We start from the raw sequence: 25,625 nt of genomic DNA on the forward strand, positions 1-25,625 counted from the left end.
CTCGGACAACGAGTAAGAGCGTGGTTCGGCTTGGCTTCATCATCGGCTTGATCGCTATCATCGGGGTGGTGCTGTCAGGCTTTTCCGCATCCCGCGTCTATGAGCAGGAAGCGGCGATCCAGCGCATTGCGCTCGGACGGGCCATCGACGTTCATGCCAGCCAGGTTCAGGACCGCCTCACCGAGCGCGAACTGCTCGGCCGGGTCGCTTCAGGCCTGTTTCGCAAGCCCTCGGTGATCAAGGCCGACATGCTGCAGCCGCTGCGGTCGTCGATTTACACCTTCAAGACCGATTTCGTGCTGGCGACCTGGGTGGCACGGCTGAAGCCCGAGGAAGTGCCGGCCGCCGAGGCCGAGCTGACCAAAGCTGGCTTTCCCGATCCGACCGTGCGCGACTATGACGGCAAGCCGCTCGATCTGAGCAGCCCGGTGCCGCTCGACGTGGTGATGGATGTCGAGCCGCGAAACGCCGAGACGATGGCGCTGACCGGCCGGATGCTGGATCACGACCCGGTGCTCGGCCGCACATTTGCGCAGGCCCTGGCCGAGGGCCAGCCGCACGTCTCCGACCCGGTCCCGCTAACGGGCAGTGGTCCGGTCGGTGTCGTTCTGGCGGCGCCGGTGATGAACACCGACAGCTCGGACATCGTCGGCTTCGTCACCTTCTCCTATAAGCTCGCCACGCTGATGCTCACCAACGACGATCTGTCGTTGTTCTCGGTGGTGCTGAAGGATCCGAGCCGCGAGGGTTATGAACTGCTCGCCGACGAAAGCGGCGAGATCACCTCGCGAGTGGCGCACCCGGAAGGGGCCAATCCGATCATCGTTCGCACCGTGACCTTCGGTAATCGGGACTGGTCGCTGGCCTATTATCCGAAGATCGATCCCTATGACCGCGCTCAGAAAATGGCGCTGATCATCGGACTCGCCGGTCTGGCGCTGACGCTGATCGTCTGCGGGCTGTTCGGCTATGTCAGCTACAGCAACATCCGGCTTCGACGCGAAATCCAGATGCGGATTGGTTTCGAGCGCCGCTTGACTGCGGTGATCGACGAGCTCAACCACCGGGTGAAGAATATTCTGGCGGTGATCCAGTCGATCGTGACCAGGACGTTGCGTCACGGCTCCGATCTCGACGTCGCGCGCGAACTGCTGATCGGGCGGATTCATGCAATGTCCAACGTCGTGTCGCTGCTCAGCGACAGCCAGTGGCAGGGCGTGATGCTCAAGGGCCTGTTCGAAGGACGGGCAATCCCGCATGCCGACCGCATCGAGGTCGACGGTCCTGATATCGCGGTCAGCGCGCGGGCGGCACAGAGCCTGTCTCTGCTGTTCTTCGAGCTGGCGTCGCATTCCGATGAGGGCTTGGCCGTGGTCGGCAAGCACCCGCGGGTGGTTGCGAGCTGGACCGTCACAGGCGAAGCCAAGGACGCAACATTTCATTTCCGCTGGGAAGAGTTCAACACCAGCGCGGCGACCCGGCGTCCGGACAGCGAGTTCGGCATTATCCTGCTCGACCGCGTGGCGCCCGAAGCGCTCGGCGGCACGTCGAAGCGCTACTTCACCGACGTCAGCTACGTCTATGAGCTGACCGCGCCGCTCGATACTGTCGTGGACGTCAACGAGCGTGATCGCACCGGGCAGATCACTGCGCCGGTGCGGCCGATCCGTAAATCCCCGAAACAGCCGCGCTAGTTCGCACGCAAACAGCCGGATCTGGCCGAAGCATGCTCGGCCAGATCTCGGTCTGTTCGCGAGGGGGAGCCCCGCATGGATCGTGTTTGGGGAGTGATACCGGCGCCAGAGATCGCTCGATGCGTCATTGGATCGAGCGATCCCCGCCGGGTCGGCGGTGGATCAGCCGTTGCCGCCGATCACGGCACGGACGGTGTCGTCGGGTCCGAAGTCTTCCGCACCGTCGACATAGAGCAGCGCGCTGAGCTTGGATCGCGCCCGGTTGACGCGGCTCTTGATGGTGCCGACCGCACAACCGCAGATCGCCGCGGCGTCTTCGTAGGAAAACCCGGAGGCTCCAACCAGGATGAGCGCTTCACGCTGGTCCTGCGGCAGCTTGTCGAGCGCAGCGCGGAATTCCTCGAATTCCAAATGGGCGGTCTGGCCCGGCTGCGACTTCAGGGTCTTGGCGTAGCTGCCATCGGCATCTTCGACCTCCCGGCGCCGCTTGCGATAGTCGGAGCGGAACAGGTTGCGGAGGATCGTGAACAACCACGCCGGCAGGTTCGAGCCCGGCTGAAACGAGTCGATGTTGGCGAGCGCTCGCAGCAGGGTTTCCTGGACCAAGTCGTCAGCACGATCGGCGTTGCCGCTCAGCGAGATGGCGAACGCGCGCAGGCTCGGCACGGCGGCGAGAATGTCGTCACGAAGGGAATCGGTGAGAGGCATTAGTCCCTCCCTTCGGTCGCGGTCGAGTCCGAGGCATTGGCGGCTTCGGCCGCCTGCTGCGGATCGTCGAGCTTCTTGATCAGCTCCGCGAACCGATCAGGAACGCCTTGCCGGACCACGTCGTCGTACATCGCGCGCAATTGATGTCCGATCCGGGCCTGGATTTCGGCGTTGAGACCTCCCTTAGTGCCTGGAGCCGACTTCTTCATGGTTTGAGCCTTGAATTCTTGCATGACTGATCCAATGTTTTCCCCATGGTCAAGTCCCCTGAACTTCGAGGGTTTTCTTGATCTGTCGCCGTTCACGGGACCCTAATGCGATCCCGGCATGAAAGTTCCACACGAGAATGGAACTTTTGCCCCGCTCGGGCGTAGTTGCCCTCGCAGAGGTGCCGGCCCGCCGCTGGCGATGGCCGAATGACTGATGGAGTGGGGATGTCGAGATCACAGGTTGTTGCAGAGCATTTGCCCTTGCTGCGCCGCTATGCGCGCGCGCTGACCGGTAGCCAGACCTCCGGCGACGCTTACGTAGGCGCCATGCTGGAGGCACTGCTCCAGGATCCGGCCCTGCTCGACGAGCGGCACGGTCCTCGGGCCGGTCTTTTCCGTTTGTTTACCCAGATTTGGAACTCGGTCGCTCTAAACGACGAATCCGACGTTCGGACGCTGCCGATGCCTTCGGAGCGGCGCCTGTCGGCGATCACTCCGCTCCCTCGCCAAGCCTTTCTGCTGCTGTCCCTCGAGGGCTTCTCGGAAGAGGAAGTCGCCTTTGTACTGCAGGCCGAGGTCACCGAAGTCCGTCAGTTGGTCGAGACCGCCGGCAAGGAGATGGCCGAGGAGATCGCCACCGACGTTCTCATCATCGAGGACGAGACCTTCATCGCGATGGATCTCGAGAGCCTGGTCAAGGGGCTGGGCCATAACGTGATCGGTGTCGCCCGGACCCACGCCGACGCGATCGCGCTGGCACGGACCAAGAAGCCTGGCCTGATCCTGGCCGACATCCAGCTCGCCGACGGCAGCTCCGGCCTTGACGCGGTTAACGAACTGCTAAGGACCTTCGAAGTGCCGGTGGTGTTCATCACCGCCTATCCCGAACGCTTCCTGACCGGCGAACGTCCGGAGCCGGCTTTCCTGATCTCCAAGCCATTTCAGCCTGCGATGGTCTCGGCGGTCGCCAGCCAGGCGCTGTTCTTTCAGCGCAACTCGCGCAACCGTAAGCCCAACGCGGTCGCTTCCTGATCACTCCGCCATAGGCCGAAAACGACCAACGCCGTCAGGCCGAAAACGACCAACGCCGTCCGGCTCTGCCGGGCGGCGTTTTGCTTTGCTGCGAGTGAGGTGCCGGAGGCTTCAATCAAACAGGGCGCGGCTGGCATCACACAGCCGCGCCCTGTATCGCCGGCTTCGGGGCAGGGGGACTTAACCGGCGTCGGTTGAACGCCGGTAGGTAAAAACCGTTCCGCGTCAACTGCTAAAAACGTTAACACGCTCTGTTGATCGATGGTTATCGAACCGCTTTGCCGCTCCCGCGATTAATCATTGTGTGCATCGCGAACGCGTAGTTGGCGGTGCCGCAACAGGGAAAAGCGGCATAACGCCAGCTACAACAAAGCGGCAAGATACCATGTCACAGATCGTGCGGGGAATTTTGGGCGCCATTGCTATCACCGGAACGCTTGGCGCGGCTCAACTGGCTGTCGGCGAAGACCTCGGTCACGCCGGACTGATGCAGCAGGCGTCAGTCGCCGCACCGGCACCCCAAGACGTCAACCGTTCGGGCAAAGCCGATCGTGCTGGTATCAGCGGCGATGTGCAGCCTGGCCAGACCTTTGCCGTGACGCTGATCGGCCAATCGGTTCTCGTCCGAATCCCCAAGGAGCAGGCCGACGGAGCGCCCGCGGCCACCACCAAGCCGGCGATGGCGCCGAAGCGGATCGTGGCCTGCGAGCCGGTGGTCAGTGTCCTTACCGAGGTTGCCAAGCAGCTCCAGCCGGGACGTTGCGTCGCGTAACGCTTTCATCAGACAACAGAGCATCCGACATCCGCCCCTGGGGCGGATGTTTTCGTTTGCAGGGGCGTGGTGAGTGGGCGTTAGGCCGGCATGCCGGCGTCAGTCACCGCCGGGAAGCTGCGGGGCGTCCTCGGGCATCAGATGCTCCTTGAGCACCAGCCCGACGATCAACAGCGGGGAGGCCAGGAAGCTTCCCATCGGCCCCCACAGCCAGGTCCAGAATGCCAGGGTAATGAACACCGCCAGCGCGTTGAGCGACAGGCGGCGCCCGATGATCGTGGGGGTGATGAAGTGGCCTTCAAAGAAGGTCAGGAGCGTGAAGCCCAACGGGGCCAGCAGCCCGGCGCCCAGGGTCGGCATGCTGATGATGCCGACGACCGTGAGCACCACGAACATCACGAACGGCCCGATGATCGGGATGAAATTCAGCACCGCCGCCAGCGCCCCAAGGCCAGCCGGGTTCGGCATCCCCGCGGCGGCGCAGATCAGGCCGGTGGCGGCGCCGTAGCACAGGTTGATGACGGTGACGGTCAGCAGATAGGCGCCGAGGCTGCCTTCGATCTCGTTGAGGATCCGCAGCGTCCGCAGCCGGGCATCGCGACCGGCGAACACCATCACCAGCGATCGGCGAAGATCCTTCCAGCTCGCCACGAACAGCACCAGCATCACCAGAAACAGCAGGAGTTCGGTGAGGGTGGGCGAGAGGAATTCGAACACCCAGTCGATCTTCGGCATCTGCACCGAGCTCTGCGGCAGGCTCTCGGAGCCGCTCAATGAGCTTTGGATCTGCCGCCACATCTGCAGCGGCCGATCGAGCACGTGCAGCTTTTCGCGGAGCAACGAGCCGACCTCGGGAATCCGGCTGCTCCACTCGATCAGCGGTGCCGAAATCAGCCCGACCATGAAGGTGACTGTGCCGAGCCCCAGCGCAACGATCAGCACCGCGCTGACCGCGCGTGGAATCCGGAAGCGCTCCAGGAAGCTTGCCGCCGGCGACACCATGGTGCCGACCACGAAGGCGGTGACCATCGGCAAAAAGAATGGCTTTCCGACGTAGAGCAGGCCGACCAGCAGGATCACCAGCAGGGCGACCAGAGCGAGCGCAACGACTTCGGTGCGCCGGATCAGCGGCGGCCGCTCGTCCTTGCTGTCGGGAAGCGGCGTGCCGGCAGGCTCGGCGGGAAGTACGCGCAATGGACCACCCAGCGTCTGAGTTATGTGTGGAGACGTGGAAGTCGACGGCGAGCGGGCCGGATGACGGCGCAACCATCGAAGACTGCCGCTGCGTGCAACGACGATCGACCGAGAAGGTTCCGAGTTCGCTGCTGACGCCTTCGCGCATCGCTCGAACCAAGTGCGGGAACGGACTGGAGCGGGACCGCGTTCTCTCGCCGACGCCGAACGGACGTCGCAACTAACAGCGGGGACTTTCCATGATCACCACGATGCTGTCTGCATGCGTCCCGCAGCGGGGACGCGCGTTCAATTCGGTGGCGGCGACGGGCGCTGCGCTTTTGCTCGCGCTTGCGCTGCCGGCAACTCCGGCTGCCGCCCAGGCGCTCGGCTATGCGGCGCAGCCGCCGCAGTTCGCCCCGTTCGAATCCGACGAGGCGGTAATTGCGCCGTCCGAACCCGCCGATAACGATGTTGCGGTGGACGCGAACGAGGACGCGCAGCTCCCTGATCGGCTGCGCCGGACGGTGGTGAGCTATCCGAGCAAGGAGCCGGCCGGCACCATCGTGATCGATACCTCGAACACCTATTTGTATTACGTGCTCGGCGGCGGTCGGGCGATCCGCTACGGCGTCGGCGTCGGCCGCGAAGGCTTCACTTGGGCCGGCGTCCAGACCATCACCCGCAAGGCCGAGTGGCCGGACTGGCGGCCGCCGGCGGAGATGATTGCGCGCCAGCCCTATCTGCCGCGCTTCATGGCCGGCGGCCCGGGCAACCCGCTCGGTGCGCGGGCGATGTATCTCGGCTCCACCGCGTACCGCATCCACGGCACCAATGATCCGTCGACGATCGGCAAGTTCGTCTCCTCGGGCTGCATCCGCCTGACCAATGAGGACGTCGAGGACCTGTTCAGCAGGGCTGGGATCGGAACCCGAGTCGTAGTGTTGCCGAAGTCCGGCCCCCATCCCATTGAAGCGCGCTCGACCCCGCGGCCTGGCCGGCAGGCCATGAACATCTCAGCCTCGTCGATCGACTAACGCCAGACAGCCGGAGACCGTCATGCGCAAGCTCATCTCACGCCAGATCGGAATCGGTGCCGCGGCACTTGCGGCTGTGACCGCGGTGATGCCTCCGGCGCATGCGCAGGATTTCTTTCAGGCGCTGTTCGGCGGCTTCCAGGCGCCGCGCTATCAGCCGCGGATGCCGGCGCTGCCGTTTGCGGATGACGGGTATGGACGCGATACGCGAGAGCGAATGTCGCGTCCGAGCGCGCGCACCTATTCGACCGGCGGGCAGGCGTATTGCGTCCGAAGCTGCGACGGGCGTTATTTCCCAATCTCGTCCAGCGGGGGCGATACCAAGGCCGAGACCTGCAACAGCTTCTGCCCGTCGAGCGACACCAAGGTGGTGTACGGCTCGTCGATCGAGAACGCCCGCACGTCCAGCGGCAAGCCATATTCCGAATTGCCGAACGCCTTCAAATTCCGCACCGAGATCGTCGCCGGCTGCACCTGCAACGGCAAAGACCAGTTTGGCCTCGCCAAGATCCCGATCGAGGACGATCCGACGGTGCGCAAGGGCGACATCATCGCCGGCAAGGACGGCCTGATGGTCGCGGCTCGTAACGCCTCCGGCAACGACGGCAAGGTGGCGCTCGCTCCGGCCTCCGGCGCCGATCACGTCCGCGCCGGCTATTCCAAGGTCCCGGTGCTGGCCCAGGACTAATCCCTCGGCTGCCAACAGTTGGGAAGCCGCGCGTCTGCCGCGCGGTATTTTCATGGGGAGTTACGATAGTTCCGAAGTTGGAACTGATCAGCGTCTTGGCGATTGATCCGGTGCGGCGCGACCGCGGGTTGGAGCTAGGAAGATGAGCATTCTGATCGGAATTCTGATTACATTTCTCGTCGTCATTTTGGTGCTGTATCTGATCAACATGCTGCCGATGGACGGCCGCGCCAAACAGATCGCACGGATTATCGTCATCATCATCGGCGTGGTATCGCTGTTGAAATATCTGGCGGTGTTCTAAGCCAGCAATCCGGCCGGGCCATCGCCCGGCCTTTTCTTTGGTCGCCGCAAAGCAGAGCCGTCGTCAGTCATTTCGAAATTGCCGACAAGCAAAAAGCCCCGGCTCTCGCCGGGGCTCTGCATGTCGAGCTGTGATGCCCGATCACTTCAGGGTCGAAAACCAGTCGTCGACGTCTTTGCGGACTTGGTCCTTGGCGTAGCCGTAGCGCTCCTGCAGCTTGCCTTCGAGCTGGTCGCGCCGGCCTTCGATCACGTTGAGATCGTCGTCGGTGAGCTTGCCCCACTTCTCTTTGACGTTGCCCTTGAATTGCTTCCAGTTACCTTCAACGCGGTTCCAATCCATCCTGTCCTCCAGTGTTTTGGATGCCGGTCAACGGGCGGTGCTGAGGATGGTTCCGGCTTCCGCTGCGGCAAGCCGTCACCCGAGGCTTGCGGGCTGCGGTCTTGAAATCACAGCAAGTAACGAGCTACCAAAACAAAAGACCTCCCCCTGGCGGGGGAGGTCTCGCGACTGCGGAAGTAACAGGTCTGCTGATTTAGCGCGCCGAGTCCAGGTGCGCCGCCTTCGCTTCGCGGCGGCGCTCATGCAGGATGAACTCGGTGTAGCCGTTCGGCTGAGCGCGGCCCTTGAAGATCAGGTCACACGCGGCTTCGAACGCGACGCCGTCGAAATCCGGCGCCATCGGCCGGTACAGCGCATCACCTTCGTTCTGCTTGTCGACCACCACGGCCATCCGCTTCAGCGAATCCATCACCTGCTCCTTGGTGACGACGCCATGGTGCAGCCAGTTGGCGAGATGCTGGCTGGAGATGCGCAGCGTGGCGCGGTCTTCCATCAGGCCGACGTCGTGGATGTCCGGCACCTTCGAGCAGCCGACGCCCTGGTCGATCCAGCGCACCACGTAGCCGAGGATGCCCTGGCAGTTGTTGTCGATCTCCTGGCGGACATCGTCCGGCGCCCAGTTCGAATTCGACACCGGGATGGTGAGGATGTCTTCGAGCTTGGCGCGCGGGCCGCCCTTGGCCAGCTCCTGCTGGCGCGCGATCACGTCGACCTGATGATAGTGCAGCGCGTGCAGCGTTGCTGCGGTCGGCGACGGCACCCAGGCGGTGGTGGCGCCGGCCTGCGGGTGGCCGATCTTCTGCGCGATCATGTCGGCCATCTTGTCCGGGGCCGCCCACATACCCTTGCCGATCTGGGCGTGGCCGGGCAGGCCGTCGACCAGACCGGTGTCGACGTTCCAGTCCTCGTACGCCTTGATCCAGGGCTGCGCCTTCATCTCGTTCTTGCGGATCATCGGACCCGCTTCCATCGAGGTGTGGATCTCGTCGCCGGTGCGGTCGAGGAAGCCGGTGTTGATGAAGCAGATCCGCTTGCTCGCATTCTGGATGCAGGCCTTGAGGTTCACCGTGGTGCGGCGCTCCTCATCCATGATGCCGACCTTCAGCGTGTTCTCGGTCAGGCCGAGCATTTTCTCGACGCGGCCGAACAGCTCGACGGTGAGGGCCACTTCATCCGGGCCGTGCATCTTCGGCTTGACGATGTAGACCGAGCCGGTGCGGCTGTTGCGGCTCTTGCCGAGGTGCTTGAGATCGTGGATCGCGATCAGGCCCGACACCGCAGCGTCGAGGAAGCCTTCCGGGATCTCCTGACCTTCGCTGTCGAGCACCGCATCGGTCCACATGTGATGACCGACGTTGCGCATCAGCAGCAGGCTGCGGCCATGCAGCGAGATTTCCTTGCCGTCCGGCGCGGTGTATGTGCGGTCGCCGTTGAGCGCGCGGGTAACGGTCTTGCCGCCCTTCTCGAAGCTTTCCGACAGCGTGCCGTCCATCAGGCCGAGGGTGTTGCGATAGATCAGCACCTTGTCTTCGGCGTCGACGGCGGCGACCGAGTCTTCCATGTCGAGAATGGTCGACACCGCCGACTCGATGATCAGGTCGGCGACGCCGGCCGGATCGTCCTTGCCGATGGCGCTGGCGCGGTCGATCTTGATCTCGATGTGCAGGCCGTTGTTGACCACCAGCACCGCGCTCGGACCAGCGGCATCACCGCGGAAGCCGGCGAACTGCGCCGGCTTCTTCAGACCGGTGGCATTGCCGCTCTTCAGCTTGGCCGACAGCTGGCCGGCGATCACGCTGTAGCCGGTGACGTCGCTGTGGCTGCCGGTGGCGAGCGGCGCGGCCTGATCGAGGAACGCCTTGGCCTTGGCGATCACCTTGTCGCCGCGGGCCTTGTCGTAGCCCTTGGCCTGGGTGGCTTCCTGCGGGATCGCGTCGGTGCCGTAGAACGCGTCGTACAGCGAGCCCCAGCGCGCATTCGCGGCGTTCAGCGCGTAGCGCGCGTTCGACAGCGGCACCACCAGCTGCGGGCCGCACAGCTTGCCGATCTCTTCATCGACATTGGCGGTCTCGACCGGCGCGGTCGCCGGCTCGGGCTGCAGGTAGCCGATCTCCTTCAGGAACGCGGTGTAGGCCGCCATGTCCTGCTTCTTGCCCTTGTTGGCGAGATGCCACGCATCGATCTTGGCCTGCAGATCGTCGCGGGTCTTCAGCAGCGCGCGGGTCTTCGGCGCCAGATCACGAACGATCGCAGCGAGTCCGGCCCAGAATACGTCGGGAGCGATGCCGGTTTTCGGCGCGGCCTCCTTGGCGATGAAGTCGAACAGCACAGGCGCGATTTTAAGTCCGTGGGCGTCAATACGATTCATTTTTGGATGTCTCGCGAGAAAACGGCGCGCTGGCGCCTTTTCAGGGGTCAAATGACCGGTCGCCGCGTAGCGGCGCCGGGTGCTCCTTTTAGCGTCAAAGGTCGCCAAAAGAGAAGGCCCGCACTGTCTGGCTGCAGCCAGACGCCGCCGGGAACCCTTTCGTTCCCGGCCTGAACGCCGATCTGCCGGGAGTCGCGGCAGGAAGGAGGGCGGCATGGCCCTTGCTCAGCTCCGACTCCAGATGCGACCGAGAAAGACTGTCTCTGCCAAGTGGCGACGAGGGGCGAAATTTCTCTACGGATCGGCAGAGGTGGAATGGAATGATTTTCTTCCGGCCCTGCTTGTGTCGCGGAAGCGGAGAAAATAATTCTAAACAGCCCCAGGTGGCGATGGAGCGGACATGCGATTTCTTCCAGTGTTTCTGGATCTGGCGACGGGACCCGTGGTGCTGGTGGGTGCCGGTGAGATGGCGCGCGCCAAGCTGCGGCTGTTGCTCGGCGCCGGTGCTTCGGTCCGCTGGTACGTCACCGATGGCGACCGCGATCTGGCCGGCCTGACCGAGACCGAGCGGGCGCGGGTGAGTTTCCCGGACGACGATCCGGCCGCCGCCGACCTCACCGGGGCGATCGCGCTGCTGTGTGCGGGCGCGGGCGATGTCGCCGCTCCGCTGGCCGCGAAGGCGCGGGCACTCGGCGTGCCGGTCAATGTCATGGACGAGCTGTCGCACTCCACCTTCATCTTTCCGGCGATCGTCGATCGTGGCGACGTCGTGGTTGCGATCGGCACCGGCGGGTCTTCGCCGGTGGTGGCGCGTCGTCTCCGCGAACTGATCGAGACCGTGGTGCCGGCGCGGATCGGCGAGCTGGCCGCACTGATCGGCCGCTGGCGCACGCCGATCAAGGCACGGATTCCTGAATTCCCGCTGCGCCGCCGGTTCTGGGAGCGCGTCGTCGACGGCCCGATCGGCCGCGCGGTGCTCGACGGGCGGCTGGCGGATGCCGAGACCGAACTGAAGAAGATCGACGATGCCACCGACTATGCGCGGCATTCGCTCGGCCGCCGCGCTGACGGTCACGTCAGCATCGTCGGCGCCGGTCCCGGTGATCCTGATCTCCTCACCTTGAAGGCGCTTCGGGCGCTGTCGGATGCCGACGTGGTGTTCTACGACGAGCTGGTTTCGCCCGAGATCCTCGACCGCATCCGGCGCGACGCCAAGCGCGTGCCGGTCGGCCGCCGTGTCGGCCAGCCGGGCATTGGTCAGGACGCGATCAACAAGCTGCTGATCGAAGCGGCCCGGTCCGGCCAGCGCGCGGTGCGGCTGAAGGGCGGCGATCCGTTCGTATTCGGTCGCGGCGGCGAAGAGGTCGAAGCGCTGCGCGAAGCCGGCGTGTCTTACGCGGTTGTGCCGGGCATCAGCGCGGCGCTCGGTGCGGCCTCGCAGTTCGAGGTGCCGCTGACCTATCGCCACGAGGCGCTTCGCATCACCTTCCTGACCGCGCACAAGGCCAAGGACGCCGAGACCGTCGATTGGTCGGCGCTGACCGATCAGAAGATGACGGTCGTGGTGTATATGGGCATGAGCGCGGCGCCGACGATCCGCGAAGGGCTGCTCGCCGCCGGCCGCGCGGCCGATACGCCGGTCGGCGTGTTTGCGCGGGTGACGCGTCCGGACGCTGTCTCAGCCGTCGGCACGCTCGATGAGCTGCCGGCGCTGGTCGAGGAGGTCGACGGCGGGCCGGCACTGCTGGTGATCGGCGACGTCGTCGCGCACTCGGCGCCGTGGCGCCAGCAACAACTCCTGCAACTCGTTTCGACCTATCAGATGGCCGCCGAATGACGTCCCCACTGCAACAGAAGATCAAGATCACCGGTCCCTCGGTGGTGACTGCAAACCGCACCACCGATGGCGTGGTGATTTACCGAACCGCGCAGAGCGGCTGGTCGACCGATCTGGCCGACGCCGCCGTCGTGCGCGAGGCCGAGCCGGCGCGGGCGCTGCTCGCCGCTGCGACCGCCGACGATGTCGGCGCGGTCGGTGCCTATATCGCGCCGGTGGAAATCGGCGCCGACGGGGCGATTAGTCCCGGCAATCTGCGCGAGAAAATCCGCCGCGACGGCGTCACCATCGCGCTGCCCGTCCAGGCTTGAGGGCTGTTTCATGTATGCTTACGACGACATCGACCGCGCCATCGTTCACGAGCGCGTCGAAGAATTCCGCGACCAGGTGAGCCGCCGCCTCTCGGGCGAACTCACCGAGGACGAGTTCAAGCCGCTGCGGCTGATGAACGGCGTCTACCTGCAGCTCCACGCCTACATGTTTCGCGTCGCGATTCCGTACGGCACGCTGTCGTCGGCGCAGCTCCGGAAGCTGGCGCATGTGGCGCGGACCTACGACCGCGGCTATGGCCATTTCACCACCCGGCAGAACATCCAGTTCAATTGGATCGCGCTGAAGGATCTGCCCGACGCGCTTGCGGATCTTGCTGAAGTCGGCATCCACGCGATGCAGACTTCGGGCAATTGCACCCGCAACGTCACCGCTGATCAGTGGGCCGGCGTTGCGCCGGGGGAGGTCGAAGACCCGCGGGTCTGGGCCGAAATCCTGCGCCAGCACACCGCACTGCATCCGGAATTCTCCTTCCTGCCGCGCAAGTTCAAGTTCGCCATCACTGCGTCCGATCACGATCGCGCCGCGATCAAGATCCACGACATCGGCCTGAAGCTGGTCAGGAACGACGCGGGCGAGACCGGCTTCGAAGTGCTGGTCGGCGGCGGGCTTGGTCGCAGCCCGTTCATCGGCCGCACCATCAAGTCGTTCGTCGCAGGCCGCGACATCCTCAGCTATATCGAGGCGATCCTGCGCGTCTACAATCAGTACGGACGCCGCGACAACATCTACAAGGCGCGTATCAAGATCCTGGTGCACGAACTCGGCATCGAGAAGTTTGCCGCCGAGGTCGAGCAGGCGTGGCGCGAGATCGCCGACGGCCCGCTGACGCTCGACGACGAGATGATCGAGGACATCCGCTCGCGCTTTATCTATCCGGCCTACGAGAAGCTACCGGCCGAACCCGACGAACTGCGCGCCGCCGCCGGCGATGTGCGGTTCGAAGCGTGGCGCAACAACTCGGTCGCGCCGCACCGGCATGATGGCTATGCCATCGTGACGTTGTCGCTGAAGCCGGCAGGCGGCCCGCCCGGTGATGCCACCGCCGAGCAGATGGATGCGGTCGCCGACCTTGCCGACAAATACTCGTTCGGCGAGATCCGCGTCGGCCATGAGCAGAATCTGGTGTTGCCGCACGTTGCCAAGCGCGACCTGCCGGCGCTGTGGGCCGCCCTCGACAAGCTCGCCCTCGCCACGCCGAACGTCGGTCTGGTCAGTGACATCATTGCTTGCCCGGGCCTCGATTACTGCTCGCTGGCGAATGCGCGGTCGATCCCGATCGCCCAGGAGCTGTCGCGCCGGTTCGCCAGTCCCGAGACCGCGGCACTGATCGGGCGGCTGCACATCAACATTTCCGGCTGCATCAATGCCTGCGGCCATCACCACGTCGGCCATATCGGCATTCTCGGCGTCGAGAAGAACGGCGAGGAGTTCTATCAGATCACCATCGGCGGTCGTGCCGACGAGGGCGCTGAGCTCGGGGTGTTGATCGGCCCCGCGGTGCCGTACGGCGAAGTCGCCGACGTGATCGAAGATATCGTCGAGGCCTATCTCACCCTGCGGCAGCGGCCGGACGAATTGTTCGTCGACGCCGTCAAGCGCCTCGGCGTCGAGCCCTTCAAGGAGCGGGTCTATGCCACTCGTTAAGAACGGACAGATTGCGACCGATGAGTTCGTCCTCGTCGCCGACGACGCAGAGTTGCCGGCCGCGGGTTCGGTGCTGATTTCGGCTGCGCGCTTTTTGGCCGATCCCGAGCGGCTGGTGGCGCGCAACACCCCGCTCGGCGTGATCTGGCCGAACAACCGCGATGTCGCCGAGCTGAAGCCCTGGCTGGACCGTTTGGCGCTGATCGCGCTGGTGTTTCCGACCTATAAGGATGGACGTGCCCACAGCCAGGCGCGGCGGCTGCGCGAGGTCTATGGTTATCGCGGCGAGCTGCGCGCCACCGGACAGGTGCTGCGCGATCAGTTCACCTTCCTGGTCCGCAATGGCTTCGACGCGCTCGACGTCAAGAAGGAAGCCGACGCGCACGCTTTCGGCGAAGCGACGCATCGCTACACCGAGTTCTATCAGCCCACCGGTGACGGTCACCGCAGCGCGCTGCAGCTCCGCCGCCAGCGGCATCTGACGTCGGCGACGTAGCCCGAACGCATTCGTCATTGCGAGCGCAGCGAAGCAATCCAGCGCCCCGCGTGCGGCATGGATTTGCTTCGTCGCTGCGCTCCTCGCAATGACGGCGCTGTCTTTGTCGATTGACCTGGTGCGCGCTTTGCATCAAATGCGCCGCCATGAGCAATCAGCTTCTCGACCGTATCGTTGCCGAAATCGCCGATGAGATGGCGCAGCGGACGGACCGCGGCGAGGTGGCGGGCTACATTCCGGAACTGGCGCGGGTCGATCCGAAAGCCTTCGGCCTCGCGGTGATCAGTGCCGACGGCCATGTCGCCGCCGCCGGTGATGCCGACGTGCCGTTCTCGATCCAGAGCATCTCGAAGGTGTTCACGTTGACGCTGGCGCTCGGCAAGGCCGGCGATCGGCTGTGGCGGCGGGTCGGCCGTGAGCCGTCGGGCTCCGCCTTCAACTCGATCGTGCAGCTCGAGCACGAGCGCGGCATTCCGCGCAATCCGTTCATCAATGCCGGCGCGATCGCCGTCACCGATCTGATCCTGTCCGGGCATCAGCCGCGCGAAGCGCTCGGCGAGATCCTGCGGTTCATGCAGTTTCTGGCCGGCGATTCCACTGTCGCGATCGACGAAGCGGTGGCGAAATCCGAGCAGCGCACCGGATTCCGCAACGCCGCGCTCGCCAACTACATGAAATCGTTCGGGGTGCTGGACAATCCGGTCGAGTACACGCTCGGCGTCTATTTCCATCATTGCGCGATCGCGATGAGCTGCCGGCAGCTGGCGATGGCCGGCCGCTTTCTGGCGCATAACGGCCAGAACCCGTCGACCGGACTCAACGTGGTGTCGAGCGAACGCGCGCGCCGCATCAACGCGCTGATGCTGACCTGCGGCCACTATGACGGTTCGGGCGAATTCGCCTATCGGGTCGGCCTGCCGGGCAAGAGCGGCGTCGGCGGCGGCATCCTCGCGGTGGCGCCGGGCAAGGCCTCGATCGCGGTGTGGGCGCCGGGGCTCGATGCCGCGGGCAACTCCCATCTCGGGCGCGTCGCTCTGGAGGCGCTGACCAAGCGCATGGGGTGGTCGATCTTCGGCGTCTGACGATCAGGCGGGCGACCCGGCGCAACAAAAAGGGCCGAACGCGTGCGCCGGCCCTTCGTCAGTCGCTCTGATGATCGCGGCGGCGGCGCCGCGCAAGCTGCGGTGTCATGGCCGCTTGGTGGACTGCTCTTCAAGCATCGCGATCTCGTGATACCAGCTTGAGCAGGTCAGGATATTGGCCGGATTCGACGCCGCCTCGCTGCTCGGAAGCGCGGTGCGGTTGGCTCCATCCCGGCCGCCGACCGGGAACTGGTAGATCTTGGCGGAGGTCTGATTCAGGCTACTCACGCGATCTCTCCTTTCTCTCCTTCGGGTCGATGAAGCTGGCTCGACGAGCGGTCCGGCCGCGCGTCGCAACGGATGATAACGCGATTGCTTCGCGTGCAGGCAGAATGATCAACAAAGAACCAGCCGCTGGCGATTCTTTGCGCATTCGCCCGTTTGATGACGAACTCGGCACTGGATTGATGCAACGCGGCCGGGATGGCTTGGTTGCGCACTCACCCTTCCGAGAAAATCGTGCGCCCGAGGGGTTAATTTTGTTCACCGCGGCGGGTGCGGGGAAATACGGATGAATCTGGCGTTTCGCGCTCGGCGACCGCGCAGGGCCGACACTGTCTTGCGCATCGAAGTTGCCGCGAGACCGCCGCGGACCTGCCTGCGGCGATTTGGCTCATTTTGGCATATTAAATGCTTCATGTTCGCAGGACCGAAGGCCGCCGGGTGCGGTTCCGCGTCCGTCATCGGCCGAATGCCGGTGGCATCTCCAACGAGAGGACCGCATGACCAAGTACAAGCTCGAGTACATTTGGCTCGACGGCTACAAGCCGACGCCGAACCTGCGCGGCAAGACCACCATCAAGGAATTCGAGATCTATCCGACGCTAGAGCAGCTTCCGCTGTGGGGGTTCGACGGCTCGTCCACGATGCAGGCCGAAGGCCATAGCTCGGACTGCGTGCTGAAGCCGGTCGCGATGTACCCGGACGCTGCGCGGAACAACGGCATTCTGGTTCTGTGCGAAGTGATGATGCCGGACGGCGTCACCCCGCATCCGACCAACACCCGCGCCACCATTCTGGACGACGAAGGCGCCTGGTTCGGCTTCGAACAGGAATACTTCTTCTACAAAAACGGCCGCCCGCTCGGCTTTCCCGAGGCCGGCTATCCGGCGCCGCAGGGCCCGTATTACACCGGCGTCGGCTACAAGCACGTCGGTGACATCGCCCGCCAGATCGTCGAAGAGCATCTCGACCTCTGCCTTGCCGCCGGCATCAACCACGAAGGCATCAATGCCGAAGTGGCGAAGGGCCAGTGGGAATTCCAGGTGTTCGGCAAGGGTTCGAAGACCGCCGCCGACCAAATGTGGATGGCGCGCTACCTGATGCTGCGTCTCACCGAGAAGTACGGCATCGATATCGAGTTCCACTGCAAGCCGCTCGGCGACACCGACTGGAACGGCTCGGGCATGCACTGCAACTTCTCGACCAGCTACATGCGGGAAGTCGGCGGCAAGGAGTATTTCGAATCGCTCATGAAGGCGTTCGAAGACAACCTCGACGACCACATCGCGGTGTACGGTCCGGACAACCACATGCGGCTCACCGGCAAGCACGAGACCGCACCGTGGAACAAGTTCTCCTACGGCATCGCCGATCGCGGCGCCTCGATCCGCGTGCCGCACTCCTTCGTCAACAACGGCTACAAGGGCTATCTGGAAGATCGCCGCCCGAACTCGCAGGGCGACCCCTACCAGATCGCGTCCCAGGTTCTGAAGACGATTTCGTCGGTCCCCACCTCGAAGTCGGCGGCCGCCGCCTGAACCTCCACGGCGACTGCTCGCGGCCCGGACGCAAGTCCGGGCCGTTGCCGTTTTGATGCCCTGAACGTGATTGCTTTCGTTGTTTTTGCCGCGTTCTTCGCGCGAATTGCTGGTCCTCTCGGTCGCAAGCGCTCGGGCGGCTATCTTCACCTTTCAGCCACTGTTGACGTGCAACAACTGCCCGGCGCGTCGTGAGCCGGTGACGGGCCGGCAGTGCCGATCGCGCGCGAATGGGGAATCTGGACAATGCTTCGCGGGGTGATGGCCGTTCTCGGCCTGTTGGTGCTGGCCGGTTGTGCCGGCGGCGATGTCGCACCGTCGGTCGATACGCCGTCGATGTATCAGAGCATGGCGCGCGAGGGTGCCAAGGTCGATGTCGCCGCAGCGGCCGTCATGATCTCACAATATCGCCAGAACAACGGGCTTGGCCCGGTGACGGTCGATCCGGCGCTGACCAAGCTTGCCGAGGACCAGTCCTCGACCATGGCAAGGCGCAACAAGCTCGACCACGACGTCAAGGCGCCGCTGGCGCAGCGGCTGAACGCCTCGGGGTATCCGGCAGCCGTCGCGGTCGAGAACGTCTCGGCGGGCTATCACACGCTGGCGGAAGCGTTTTCGGGCTGGCGGGATTCGCCGCCGCATCGGGCCAACATGCTGAAGAATGGCGTCGACCGGATCGGCATCGCCGCCAGCTACGCGCCGGGCACCAAATACAAGGTGTTCTGGACCATGATCCTCGCCTCCACCGACACGCCCCGATAAAGCGGGCGTGATCGGCTCCCGCCGTTGGCGCAATTGACGCTGGCGCCGCGCATCGCCAAGTTGCCGGCGTTGTTGCTTAAGGTGCGACCGACCAGATGGACTCGACACCGCATAGGAAGGCCGCAAGGCCCTGCGACGCGCGCCGCGTGCTGGTGCTGCAAGGCGGTGGTGCGCTCGGCGCGTATCAGGCCGGAGCCTACCAGGCGCTGTGCCATCACGATTTCGGGCCGCAATGGCTCGCCGGGATTTCCATCGGCGCCATCAATGCCGCGATCATCGCCGGCAATCCGCGCGAGCAGCGCGTCGAGAAGCTGAAGCAGTTCTGGGAGATGGCGTCGTCGCCGGTGCCGTGGCAGCCGCTGCTGCGCGACGACCACGTGCATTCGCTGTTCAATGAGACCTCGGCGGCGATGATCGCCACCTTCGGGGTGCCCGGCTTCTTCACCCCGCGGTTTCCGCCGACGCACCTGCTGCCGTCTGGCAAGCCCTCCCACCTCAGCTATTACGACACCGCGCCGCTGCGTTCGACGCTGGAGCGGCTGGTCGATTTCGACCGCCTCAACCACAACGGCATCCGCCTGAGTGTCGGTGCGGTCAACATCGTCACCGGCAACTTCGTGTATTTCGATACCACCAAGCAGACCATCGGCCCCGAGCACATCATGGCTTCGGCCGCGCTGCCGCCGGGCTTTCCGGCGATCGAGATCGACGGCGAGTATTATTGGGACGGCGGCGTCGCTTCCAACACGCCGCTCGACTACGTGCTGGACTGCGAGCAGCGCGACGATCTCTTGATCTTTCAGGTCGATCTGTTCAGCTCCCGCGGCCGCCTGCCGGAAACACTGCTGGAAGCCGCCGAGCGCGAGAAGGACATCCGCTATTCCAGCCGCACCCGGCTGAATACCGACAAGAACAAGATGATCCACAACACCCGCAAGGCGCTGCGCGATCTGATCGATCGGCTGCCGGCGGAATTGCGTGACGATCCGGCCTACGCCATCCTGCATGAGGCGGCCAAAGAGAACACCGTCACCGTCGTGCATCTGATCTATCGTAAGCGGGACTATGAGGCGTCGTCGAAGGACTACGATTTCTCCCGGCTGAACATGATCGAGCATTGGAAGGCCGGCGAGCAGGACGTCTACGTCTCGATGCGCGACCAGAGCTGGCAACAGGCGCCGCAGGACGGCGAGACCATGGTGACCTGGGATCTCACCCGGGATGCATTCGAATAAGCGGCCCTATCTAGCGCCGCTTTCTCAACCTCGCGAACAGGAGCGGATGATGACGAATTTGACAGGCAAGACCGCGGTCGTGACCGGATCGACCTCGGGCATCGGGCTCAGCTATGCGCGCGCCTTCGCCAAGGTCGGTGCCAACGTCGTGATCAACGGCATGGGCGACGCAGACGCGATCGAGAAGGAACGCAAGGCGATCGAGAGCGACTTCGCCGTCAAGGCTGTTTATTCGCCGGCCGACATGCTGAAGCCCGCCGAGATCGCCGAGATGATCAAGCTCGGCGAAACCACTTTCGGTTCGGTCGATATCCTCGTCAACAACGCGGGCATCCAGTTCGTGTCGCCGGTCGAGGACTTCCCAGTCGAGAAGTGGGACGCGATCATTGGCATCAACCTGTCGTCAGCGTTCCACGGCATCCGCGCCGCGGTGCCGGGCATGAAGAAGCGCGGCTGGGGCCGCATCATCAACACCGCCTCGGCGCACTCGCTGGTCGCCTCGCCGTTCAAGTCGGCCTATGTGGCCGCCAAGCACGGCATCGCTGGCCTGACCAAGACGGTGGCGCTGGAGCTCGCCACCCACAAGATCACCTGCAACTGCATTTCGCCCGGCTACGTCTGGACGCCGCTGGTCGAAAAGCAGATCCCCGACACCATGAAGGCGCGGGGTCTCACTAAGGAGCAGGTGATCAACGACGTGCTGCTCGCTGCCCAGCCGACCAAGCAGTTCGTCACGCCCGAGCAGGTCGCCGCTCTCGCAGTCTATCTTTGCGGCGACGATGCCAGCCAGATCACCGGCGCCAACCTGTCGATGGACGGCGGCTGGACCGCGGCTTAAGGCGGGTTTGGGGCCGTCCACATTCGGTCGGGCCCCGCCTTCGCCTCACGAACGCACGTCATCCTCCGCGCAAGCGGAGGATCCAGTATTCCAGAGCGTCATGGACCTGGAATACTCGATCGCCCGGTCAAGCCGGGCGACGACGTTGGTCGATGAGTAGGGCGGTCGGCGAGAGCCTGCCGGGAGTAACGACCTTCATCGACCGAATTTGGCGAACGCAGTTCGGATTTCGTCGTCGGTTGCGTGTTCGCCTGCGTCGAGAGCAGTAACCGCAGCATCGATGATCCGCAGTTCTTCGGCGCTGGCGTGATACCGGTCGGCTTGAAGCTCGCTTTCGATCTCGCGAGCTATCGCGGCCAGTTCCTCCCGCGCCGCTTCCGGCCAGGATTCCGCCCGCTTGATCAGATCCTCAAGGTTGTCCGCGCTCATTCTGAAACTATAGCACGAGACGGTGAGACGGTCAGTAGCGTCCAGACCGCTTGATCTAGCCTTTGCTACCGAACGCCAGCACGTGCAGGCCGAGGCGCTTGCGGACGATCCAGAACAGCATCACGGTTTCGAAGGTGAGGGCCGCGGAGGTGGCGGCGGCGGCGCCGTAGCCGCCGAAGCGGGGCACCAGGATCAGGCACAGCGCGAGATTGACTGCGAACGCCAGCGCGTAAGCGAGCGCGCAGACATGCTGGTGGCCGAGCATGTTGAGCAGCCGTTCCACCGGGCCGATCGCGGCGCGGACCATCAGGCCGATCGCGGCGACGAACATGATGCCGTAGCCGGACGTGAATTGCGGCCCGAACAGCCACAGCAGCGGTTCGCCGAGCGCCAGCAGCGCCAGCGTTGCGACCAGCGACGGCCAGAACGTCCACACGATCGCGTGGCGGACATACGCCGCCAATCGGACTTTGTCGCCGGCGGCGTTGTATTCGGTGAAGCGATGCGCGGTGGTGGCCGACATCGCGTAGTGAATGAACGACACCAGCGCCAGCGTCTTCACCACCGCATAGTAGATACCGACTTCCTCGGGCGTGCTGAACTGCTGCAGCACCAGCACGTCGGTGTAGGACAACAGCAGATAGAAGCTCTCGACCAGCAGGATCGGCAGTGAGGTGGCGAGCCAGCCGCGGATGTCGTAGGCACGCGGGCCGGGCGGGACGTGGCCGGCGAGCCGGCGGTTGAGCGCGATCATCTGTCCGAGCATCGCGATCCACACTGCCGCGCAGCTCGCCGCCATCGCGGCCACCGCGCCGAGCTCGAAGCCGAGCACGAACAGCCCGGCGGTGAAGCCGATAATCAGCGCTTGCCGGATGATGAATTGCGGCATCAGTCCGAGCCGCATCCAGTCGTGTGAGCGGGCGATGCCATCCTGGGTGTTGGCGACCACGAAGGCCGGCAGCGTCAGGCAGCCGAGATACAGCGGCACGACGGTGGCGTCGCCGATCAGCGGCGCCAATGCCCAGACCAGGAGCGCGAGCAGCAGCGACACCACGCTGGAGGCCGCCAGCGTGCCCCAACGGCTGCCGGTCAGAAAGCCGCGCAGCCGGTCGAGCTCGCCGCGCGCGCGATACTCGGGAATGATCTTCTGGGCCGAGGCGGAGATGCCGAAATCCAGCATCGATCCGAGCAACAGCACCCAGGTCCAGACATAGACGTAGATGCCGTAATCCGAGCCGCCCATCCAGCGTGCCAGCAGGATCTGCGCCCCATAGGCGAGGCCGGCACTGACGACACGGATCAGAAAGATCGTGCCCGCGAGCCGGTTGGTGAGCGAAGCTTCGTTGGAACCGCCGAACAGAGCGGTGAGGCGCGCTTTCAGCGCCGCCAGGGGCGTTGCTGGTGGAGAATCCATGACAGCCAAAAGCGTTTCCCCGAACCGGCCGCATCGGGCGCGACGCGGCGTCGATCTCGTCTAGCAACCAGATGTTAAGATTCGGTTCGGTGTGGCAGGGACGCCGTCACCCCGCGCCGTCGTACGCAACGTGTGCAGCCAACTGCGGGCCTTGCGCTGGCGCGCGAATGAGGTTGTGAGCCCGCCTCGGTATCTCAAATGATCTGAGTGTGTGCTCACGCGGATGTGCGATCATGTCGAGTTTTTCATACGCGTTGGAAAGCTTCTAATCGTTGCTGATCACTTTGCTGGCAGGCAGCGAGATGAGTGATGCAGGCTGAGACAGTATGTTCAGGAGTCACGTCAGGAAAATCACTACAACGCAAGTTGTCGCAGCCCAATTCGTGAGCAACTAAGTAACAACACAGTGACGTCGAATGCCGATTTATAGCGATGTAGTCGGTGGTTGAGCGAACTAACTATTAAGACCTGCCTCGTAGCTTTGCGGAGCCGGACCGGGGCCGCAATCAGAGTCCGTGCAAGTCGTTCTCAGCCGCTGAACCGGAATTCGCCGTGACCTCTTCCGTCAAGCCCACGGGCGTCGAAGTGTTCTTCGACGCCGACGACATCATCGTGTCCAAAACCGACCTGAAAGGCCGGATCACCTACGCCAACCGAGTGTTCACCGACATCTGCGGCTACAGCGAAGCCGAACTGCTGGGCCAGCCGCATTCGATTGTGCGGCATCCCGACATGCCGCGCTGCGTGTTCAAGCTGCTGTGGGACACCCTCGCCGAGGGGCGCGAGATCTTCGCCTACGTCAAGAACATGACGAAGTACGGCGATCATTATTGGGTGTTCGCACACGTCACGCCGTCATTCGACGCCGCCGGCACGGTGATCGGCTATCACTCCAATCGCCGTGTGCCTGAGCGCCGGGTCGTTGCCGCACTGGAGCCGGTCTATGCCGAGTTGCTGGCGCAGGAGTCTCGGCACCGCAACGGCAAGGACGCGCTCGCGGCCGGCTATCAGCACATGATCGATTTCGTCAAGTCGAAGAACATTTCCTATGATCAACTCGTCTTCTCTCTTTAAGGCTGGTCTCTGCCTCGCCGTCACCGTCGTCGGCTCGCTTGTTGCGGTGGCGGGACTGACGCTCGGTGTGCCGCTGCTGCTGCAGGTCGGACTCGGCGCCTCGCTGCTGGGTGCCGCCGGCGTTGCCGTGATGCTGCTGCGGCTGAACCGGATGCTGACGCAGATCGATGAGGTCTGCGGCCGGATTGCCGACGGCGACTTCGAGGCTCGGCTGATCGGGCATCGCGACGGTGGACGCCTGCTCGCGATGCAGAACCGCTTCAACGACATGATCGATCGCTGCGACGCGTTCGTGCGCGAGTCCAGCGCCGCGATGGCGGCGATCCGCGACGACAAATACTATCGGCATATCCTGCCGCAGGGCCTGCGCGGCTCGCTGCTGATCGCCAGCCGCACCATCAACGAAGCGATGCAGGCGATCGAGACACGGGTGGCGGCGTTCAACGCCAACACCGCCGAGTTCGAGACCGCGATCGGCACGGTGATCGACGCCGTCGGTGCCGCCTCCAGCAACATGGGCGAGACCGCGACCAGCCTCAACCGCGGCGTGATCGCGACGCGCGATCGCACCCTGGCGGTGTCGGCCGCCAGCGAGCAGGCCTCGACCAACATGGAGACGGTGGCGGCGGCGACCGCCGAATTGACCGCCTCGGCCAACGAGATTCTCAGCAGCGTCAATCGCTCGGCCTCGATCGCCCAGGCCGCGGTGGCGGCCTCCGATCACGCCCGCGACACCGTCGGCAGCCTGTCGACCGCCACCGAACGGATCGGCGCGATCGTGCAGCTGATCGAAGAGATCGCGTCCCAGACCAATCTGTTGGCGCTCAACGCCACGATCGAGGCGGCACGTGCCGGTGACGCCGGCCGCGGCTTCTCGGTGGTGGCGCAGGAAGTGAAGTCGCTCGCCGAGCAGACCGCCAATGCCACGCGCGACATCTCGCGCAGCATCGCCGAAGTGCAGGAGACCACCCGCGCCGCGGTCGATGCGATCTCCGGCATCGGTCGTTCGATCGGCGAGGTCGATGATATCACGCACCAGGTCGCGCTCGCGGTCGAGGCGCAGACCGCCGCGACCGGCGAGGTCGCGCGCAACATCGAAGAAGCCTTCGCCGGGATCCGCGACATCTCGGGCAACATCCAGGGGGTCGGTAGCAACATCACCGAGACTGAGCAGCATGCCGAGGTGACGCTGTCGGCGTCCGGCACGCTCGCGCACCAGGCGCGCTCGCTCGGCGACGCGGTGCGTGACTTCCTGCGGACGCTTCATCGCGATGGTACGGAGCCGCTCAAGGCTGCTTGAGCGAAGGTTGCCTCAAGGAGCGCGCAGCGCCATCAAGCGCTGCGTCGAACCAATTGCGCCGCACAGGTTAACGCAAGTTCATCTAGATGAACTCGCTCGTCAGCGCCCGTTCAGCTGCAACTTCCTAAGCTCGAGACAGTTCTGATGGTTCTCGATCGTAAGGAGGTTGTCCGATGAATCTGAAACTCGCCGTTGCTGCCGCAGCCGCTCTGAGCGCGGTCGCGCTCGCGCCGGGCATCGCGTCTGCGGCGATGCCGAACGGTCTTCCCGGCGCCGCGCAGGCTGCCGGCAGCCCATCCGCCCAGGTCGATCAGGTGCGTTATGTCTGTAACGCCTGGGGTCGCTGTTGGTGGCGCCCGAACTACTACGGCGCTTACGGCTACTACGGTCCGCGGTTCTACGGCCCGCGCTATTATGGCCCGCCGCGTCCGTACTGGCGCCACTACGGCTGGCGCCGTTGGTGATCGCCGCGCTCAGGCGCTGAGTCTCATGACTGATGCAAGCATTGACGGGGCCCGCGGGCCCCGTTGTCGTGTTCACGGCTGCGCCGGCTCGCTGCGGTCCTCGCAGACATCGACCCATTCGGCGCCGACCAGCTCGGCCATTCGCTGCGGGGCGATCCGCACCGCGCTGTGAGTCGATCCCGCCGCCGGCACGACCACATCGAACGTCTTCAGCGAGACGTCGCAATAGATCGGCAGCGGCGCCTTCAGGCCGAACGGACAGACGCCGCCGACCTCGTGGCCGGTGAGATCGGCGACCTCGTGAACGCCGAGCATCTTCGGCTTGCCGCCGAGCAGCGCCTTCGCCTTCTTATTGTCGAGCCGCATCGTCCCGCTGGTGACGATCAGCACCACACGCTCGCCGACGCGCAATGACAGTGTCTTGGCAATCTGCGCCGGTGGCACGCCATAGGCTTCGGCCGCGAGCGGCACGGTGGCCGAGCTCATCGTCGATTCTTCCACGGCGATATCGGGGGCGTGTTGGGCGAACCAGGCGCGGACGGATTCCAGACTCATGCGGCTCCTCGAGGC

At 64.5% G+C, this 25,625-nt stretch carries 28 protein-coding genes; 18 read left to right on the plus strand and 10 right to left on the minus strand.

Annotated features, from left to right (window positions below):
• Positions 1–20: 20 nt before the first annotated feature.
• Positions 21–1,694, plus strand: a complete 1,674-nt coding sequence (locus DY467_RS03820) for a CHASE domain-containing protein (protein WP_164634096.1) — start codon at positions 21–23, stop codon at positions 1,692–1,694.
• Positions 1,695–1,856: 162 nt separating this feature from the next.
• Here DY467_RS03820 and DY467_RS03825 read toward each other — a convergent pair whose 3' ends face one another.
• Together DY467_RS03825 and DY467_RS03830 are read right to left on the minus strand one after the other, a co-directional pair.
• Positions 1,857–2,402 (minus strand): sigma-70 family RNA polymerase sigma factor, encoded by a 546-nt coding sequence (locus DY467_RS03825; RefSeq protein ID WP_011159760.1) that lies wholly within the window; start codon positions 2,400–2,402, stop codon positions 1,857–1,859.
• Positions 2,402–2,635 carry a NepR family anti-sigma factor gene (locus tag DY467_RS03830; protein ID WP_199851764.1) on the minus strand — a complete coding sequence of 78 codons (234 nt, stop codon included), beginning with the start codon at positions 2,633–2,635 and terminating at the stop codon, positions 2,402–2,404. Before DY467_RS03830 ends, DY467_RS03825 begins: the two co-directional genes overlap by 1 nt.
• A 201-nt stretch (positions 2,636–2,836) precedes the next feature.
• On the opposite strand from DY467_RS03830, the gene DY467_RS03835 reads away from it, so the two are divergent.
• Entirely contained in the window at positions 2,837–3,643 is an 807-nt protein-coding gene (locus DY467_RS03835) for a response regulator (protein ID WP_107345822.1), read from the plus strand.
• A gap of 385 nt (positions 3,644–4,028) precedes the next feature.
• Positions 4,029–4,415, plus strand: a complete 387-nt coding sequence (locus tag DY467_RS03840) for a hypothetical protein (RefSeq protein WP_164634097.1) — start codon at positions 4,029–4,031, stop codon at positions 4,413–4,415.
• Between the two features lie 99 nt (positions 4,416–4,514).
• On the opposite strand, the gene DY467_RS03845 is transcribed toward DY467_RS03840, so the two are convergent.
• The gene (locus tag DY467_RS03845) at positions 4,515–5,609 is read right to left on the minus strand and encodes an AI-2E family transporter (protein ID WP_205502020.1); all 1,095 of its coding nucleotides are present in this window, start codon (positions 5,607–5,609) and stop codon (positions 4,515–4,517) included.
• Between the two features lie 239 nt (positions 5,610–5,848).
• Between DY467_RS03845 and DY467_RS03850 the strand changes: the two genes are divergently transcribed.
• The 3 genes from DY467_RS03850 to DY467_RS26155 all read left to right on the plus strand — a co-directional run bounded on the left by DY467_RS03850 (position 5,849) and on the right by DY467_RS26155 (position 7,617).
• On the plus strand, positions 5,849–6,625 hold the full coding sequence (locus tag DY467_RS03850; RefSeq protein ID WP_164634098.1) for a L,D-transpeptidase: 777 nt from the start codon (positions 5,849–5,851) through the stop codon (positions 6,623–6,625).
• A gap of 22 nt (positions 6,626–6,647) precedes the next feature.
• Positions 6,648–7,313: a DUF2865 domain-containing protein gene (locus tag DY467_RS03855; RefSeq protein ID WP_164634099.1), complete on the plus strand. Its 666-nt coding sequence runs from the start codon at positions 6,648–6,650 to the stop codon at positions 7,311–7,313.
• Positions 7,314–7,455: 142 nt separating this feature from the next.
• Positions 7,456–7,617 (plus strand): Thivi_2564 family membrane protein, encoded by a 162-nt coding sequence (locus DY467_RS26155; protein WP_199851763.1) that lies wholly within the window; start codon positions 7,456–7,458, stop codon positions 7,615–7,617.
• A 141-nt stretch (positions 7,618–7,758) separates the two neighbouring features.
• On the opposite strand, the gene DY467_RS03860 is transcribed toward DY467_RS26155, so the two are convergent.
• Together DY467_RS03860 and DY467_RS03865 are read right to left on the minus strand one after the other, a co-directional pair.
• Positions 7,759–7,959, minus strand: a complete 201-nt coding sequence (locus DY467_RS03860) for a CsbD family protein (protein ID WP_107345818.1) — start codon at positions 7,957–7,959, stop codon at positions 7,759–7,761.
• A 193-nt stretch (positions 7,960–8,152) separates the two neighbouring features.
• Positions 8,153–10,327: a malate synthase G gene (locus tag DY467_RS03865; protein WP_164634100.1), complete on the minus strand. Its 2,175-nt coding sequence runs from the start codon at positions 10,325–10,327 to the stop codon at positions 8,153–8,155.
• 400 nt (positions 10,328–10,727) lie between these two features.
• Here DY467_RS03865 and cysG point away from each other — a divergent pair, with 400 nt between their 5' ends.
• The 5 genes from cysG (at position 10,728) to DY467_RS03890 (ending at position 15,719) form a co-directional block, all read left to right on the plus strand.
• Positions 10,728–12,164: a siroheme synthase CysG gene (gene cysG / locus DY467_RS03870; RefSeq protein ID WP_164634101.1), complete on the plus strand. Its 1,437-nt coding sequence runs from the start codon at positions 10,728–10,730 to the stop codon at positions 12,162–12,164.
• Complete coding sequence (locus DY467_RS03875; RefSeq protein ID WP_164634102.1) at positions 12,161–12,475, plus strand: DUF2849 domain-containing protein; 315 nt, start codon at positions 12,161–12,163, stop codon at positions 12,473–12,475. Before cysG ends, DY467_RS03875 begins: the two co-directional genes overlap by 4 nt.
• 10 nt (positions 12,476–12,485) lie before the next feature.
• A complete protein-coding gene (locus tag DY467_RS03880) occupies positions 12,486–14,141 on the plus strand; it encodes a nitrite/sulfite reductase (protein ID WP_164634103.1) in 1,656 nt (551 codons plus the stop codon).
• Positions 14,128–14,637, plus strand: coding sequence for a DUF934 domain-containing protein (locus tag DY467_RS03885; protein WP_164634104.1), 510 nt, complete (start codon positions 14,128–14,130; stop codon positions 14,635–14,637). The genes DY467_RS03880 and DY467_RS03885 overlap by 14 nt, the downstream gene beginning before the upstream one ends.
• A 146-nt stretch (positions 14,638–14,783) precedes the next feature.
• Complete coding sequence (locus tag DY467_RS03890) at positions 14,784–15,719, plus strand: glutaminase (protein WP_164634105.1); 936 nt, start codon at positions 14,784–14,786, stop codon at positions 15,717–15,719.
• Between the two features lie 105 nt (positions 15,720–15,824).
• Here DY467_RS03890 and DY467_RS03895 read toward each other — a convergent pair whose 3' ends face one another.
• Positions 15,825–16,007, minus strand: a complete 183-nt coding sequence (locus DY467_RS03895) for a DUF2735 domain-containing protein (RefSeq protein ID WP_012497457.1) — start codon at positions 16,005–16,007, stop codon at positions 15,825–15,827.
• The gene (locus DY467_RS03900) at positions 16,004–16,219 is read right to left on the minus strand and encodes a hypothetical protein (protein ID WP_164634106.1); all 216 of its coding nucleotides are present in this window, start codon (positions 16,217–16,219) and stop codon (positions 16,004–16,006) included. The genes DY467_RS03895 and DY467_RS03900 overlap by 4 nt, the downstream gene beginning before the upstream one ends.
• A gap of 282 nt (positions 16,220–16,501) precedes the next feature.
• Between DY467_RS03900 and DY467_RS03905 the strand changes: the two genes are divergently transcribed.
• The 4 genes from DY467_RS03905 (at position 16,502) to DY467_RS03920 (ending at position 20,374) form a co-directional block, all read left to right on the plus strand.
• Complete coding sequence (locus DY467_RS03905) at positions 16,502–17,539, plus strand: glutamine synthetase beta-grasp domain-containing protein (RefSeq protein WP_107345811.1); 1,038 nt, start codon at positions 16,502–16,504, stop codon at positions 17,537–17,539.
• A gap of 246 nt (positions 17,540–17,785) precedes the next feature.
• On the plus strand, positions 17,786–18,301 hold the full coding sequence (locus DY467_RS03910; RefSeq protein ID WP_164634107.1) for a CAP domain-containing protein: 516 nt from the start codon (positions 17,786–17,788) through the stop codon (positions 18,299–18,301).
• A gap of 95 nt (positions 18,302–18,396) precedes the next feature.
• Positions 18,397–19,536, plus strand: a complete 1,140-nt coding sequence (locus DY467_RS03915) for a DUF3734 domain-containing protein (protein ID WP_164634108.1) — start codon at positions 18,397–18,399, stop codon at positions 19,534–19,536.
• A 49-nt stretch (positions 19,537–19,585) separates the two neighbouring features.
• Positions 19,586–20,374: a 3-hydroxybutyrate dehydrogenase gene (locus DY467_RS03920; protein ID WP_164634109.1), complete on the plus strand. Its 789-nt coding sequence runs from the start codon at positions 19,586–19,588 to the stop codon at positions 20,372–20,374.
• A gap of 195 nt (positions 20,375–20,569) precedes the next feature.
• Here the strand turns inward: DY467_RS03920 and DY467_RS03925 are convergent, their stop codons facing one another.
• Positions 20,570–20,803 (minus strand): hypothetical protein, encoded by a 234-nt coding sequence (locus DY467_RS03925; protein WP_164634110.1) that lies wholly within the window; start codon positions 20,801–20,803, stop codon positions 20,570–20,572.
• Between the two features lie 55 nt (positions 20,804–20,858).
• Positions 20,859–22,217, minus strand: coding sequence for a lipopolysaccharide biosynthesis protein (locus DY467_RS03930; RefSeq protein ID WP_164634111.1), 1,359 nt, complete (start codon positions 22,215–22,217; stop codon positions 20,859–20,861).
• A gap of 552 nt (positions 22,218–22,769) precedes the next feature.
• On the opposite strand from DY467_RS03930, the gene DY467_RS03935 reads away from it, so the two are divergent.
• From DY467_RS03935 to DY467_RS03945, 3 genes are all read left to right on the plus strand, one after another.
• The gene (locus tag DY467_RS03935) at positions 22,770–23,291 is read left to right on the plus strand and encodes a PAS domain-containing protein (protein ID WP_107345806.1); all 522 of its coding nucleotides are present in this window, start codon (positions 22,770–22,772) and stop codon (positions 23,289–23,291) included.
• The gene (locus DY467_RS03940) at positions 23,266–24,591 is read left to right on the plus strand and encodes a methyl-accepting chemotaxis protein (RefSeq protein ID WP_164634112.1); all 1,326 of its coding nucleotides are present in this window, start codon (positions 23,266–23,268) and stop codon (positions 24,589–24,591) included. Before DY467_RS03935 ends, DY467_RS03940 begins: the two co-directional genes overlap by 26 nt.
• A 173-nt stretch (positions 24,592–24,764) precedes the next feature.
• Complete coding sequence (locus DY467_RS03945) at positions 24,765–25,055, plus strand: hypothetical protein (RefSeq protein WP_107356790.1); 291 nt, start codon at positions 24,765–24,767, stop codon at positions 25,053–25,055.
• A gap of 72 nt (positions 25,056–25,127) precedes the next feature.
• On the opposite strand, the gene DY467_RS03950 is transcribed toward DY467_RS03945, so the two are convergent.
• A complete protein-coding gene (locus tag DY467_RS03950; protein WP_164634113.1) occupies positions 25,128–25,610 on the minus strand; it encodes a YbaK/EbsC family protein in 483 nt (160 codons plus the stop codon).
• Positions 25,611–25,625 lie beyond the last annotated feature (15 nt).

Origin of the sequence: Rhodopseudomonas sp. BR0G17 (assembly GCF_010907025.1) — a bacterium.
Taxonomy (GTDB): domain Bacteria; phylum Pseudomonadota; class Alphaproteobacteria; order Rhizobiales; family Xanthobacteraceae; genus Rhodopseudomonas; species Rhodopseudomonas palustris_H.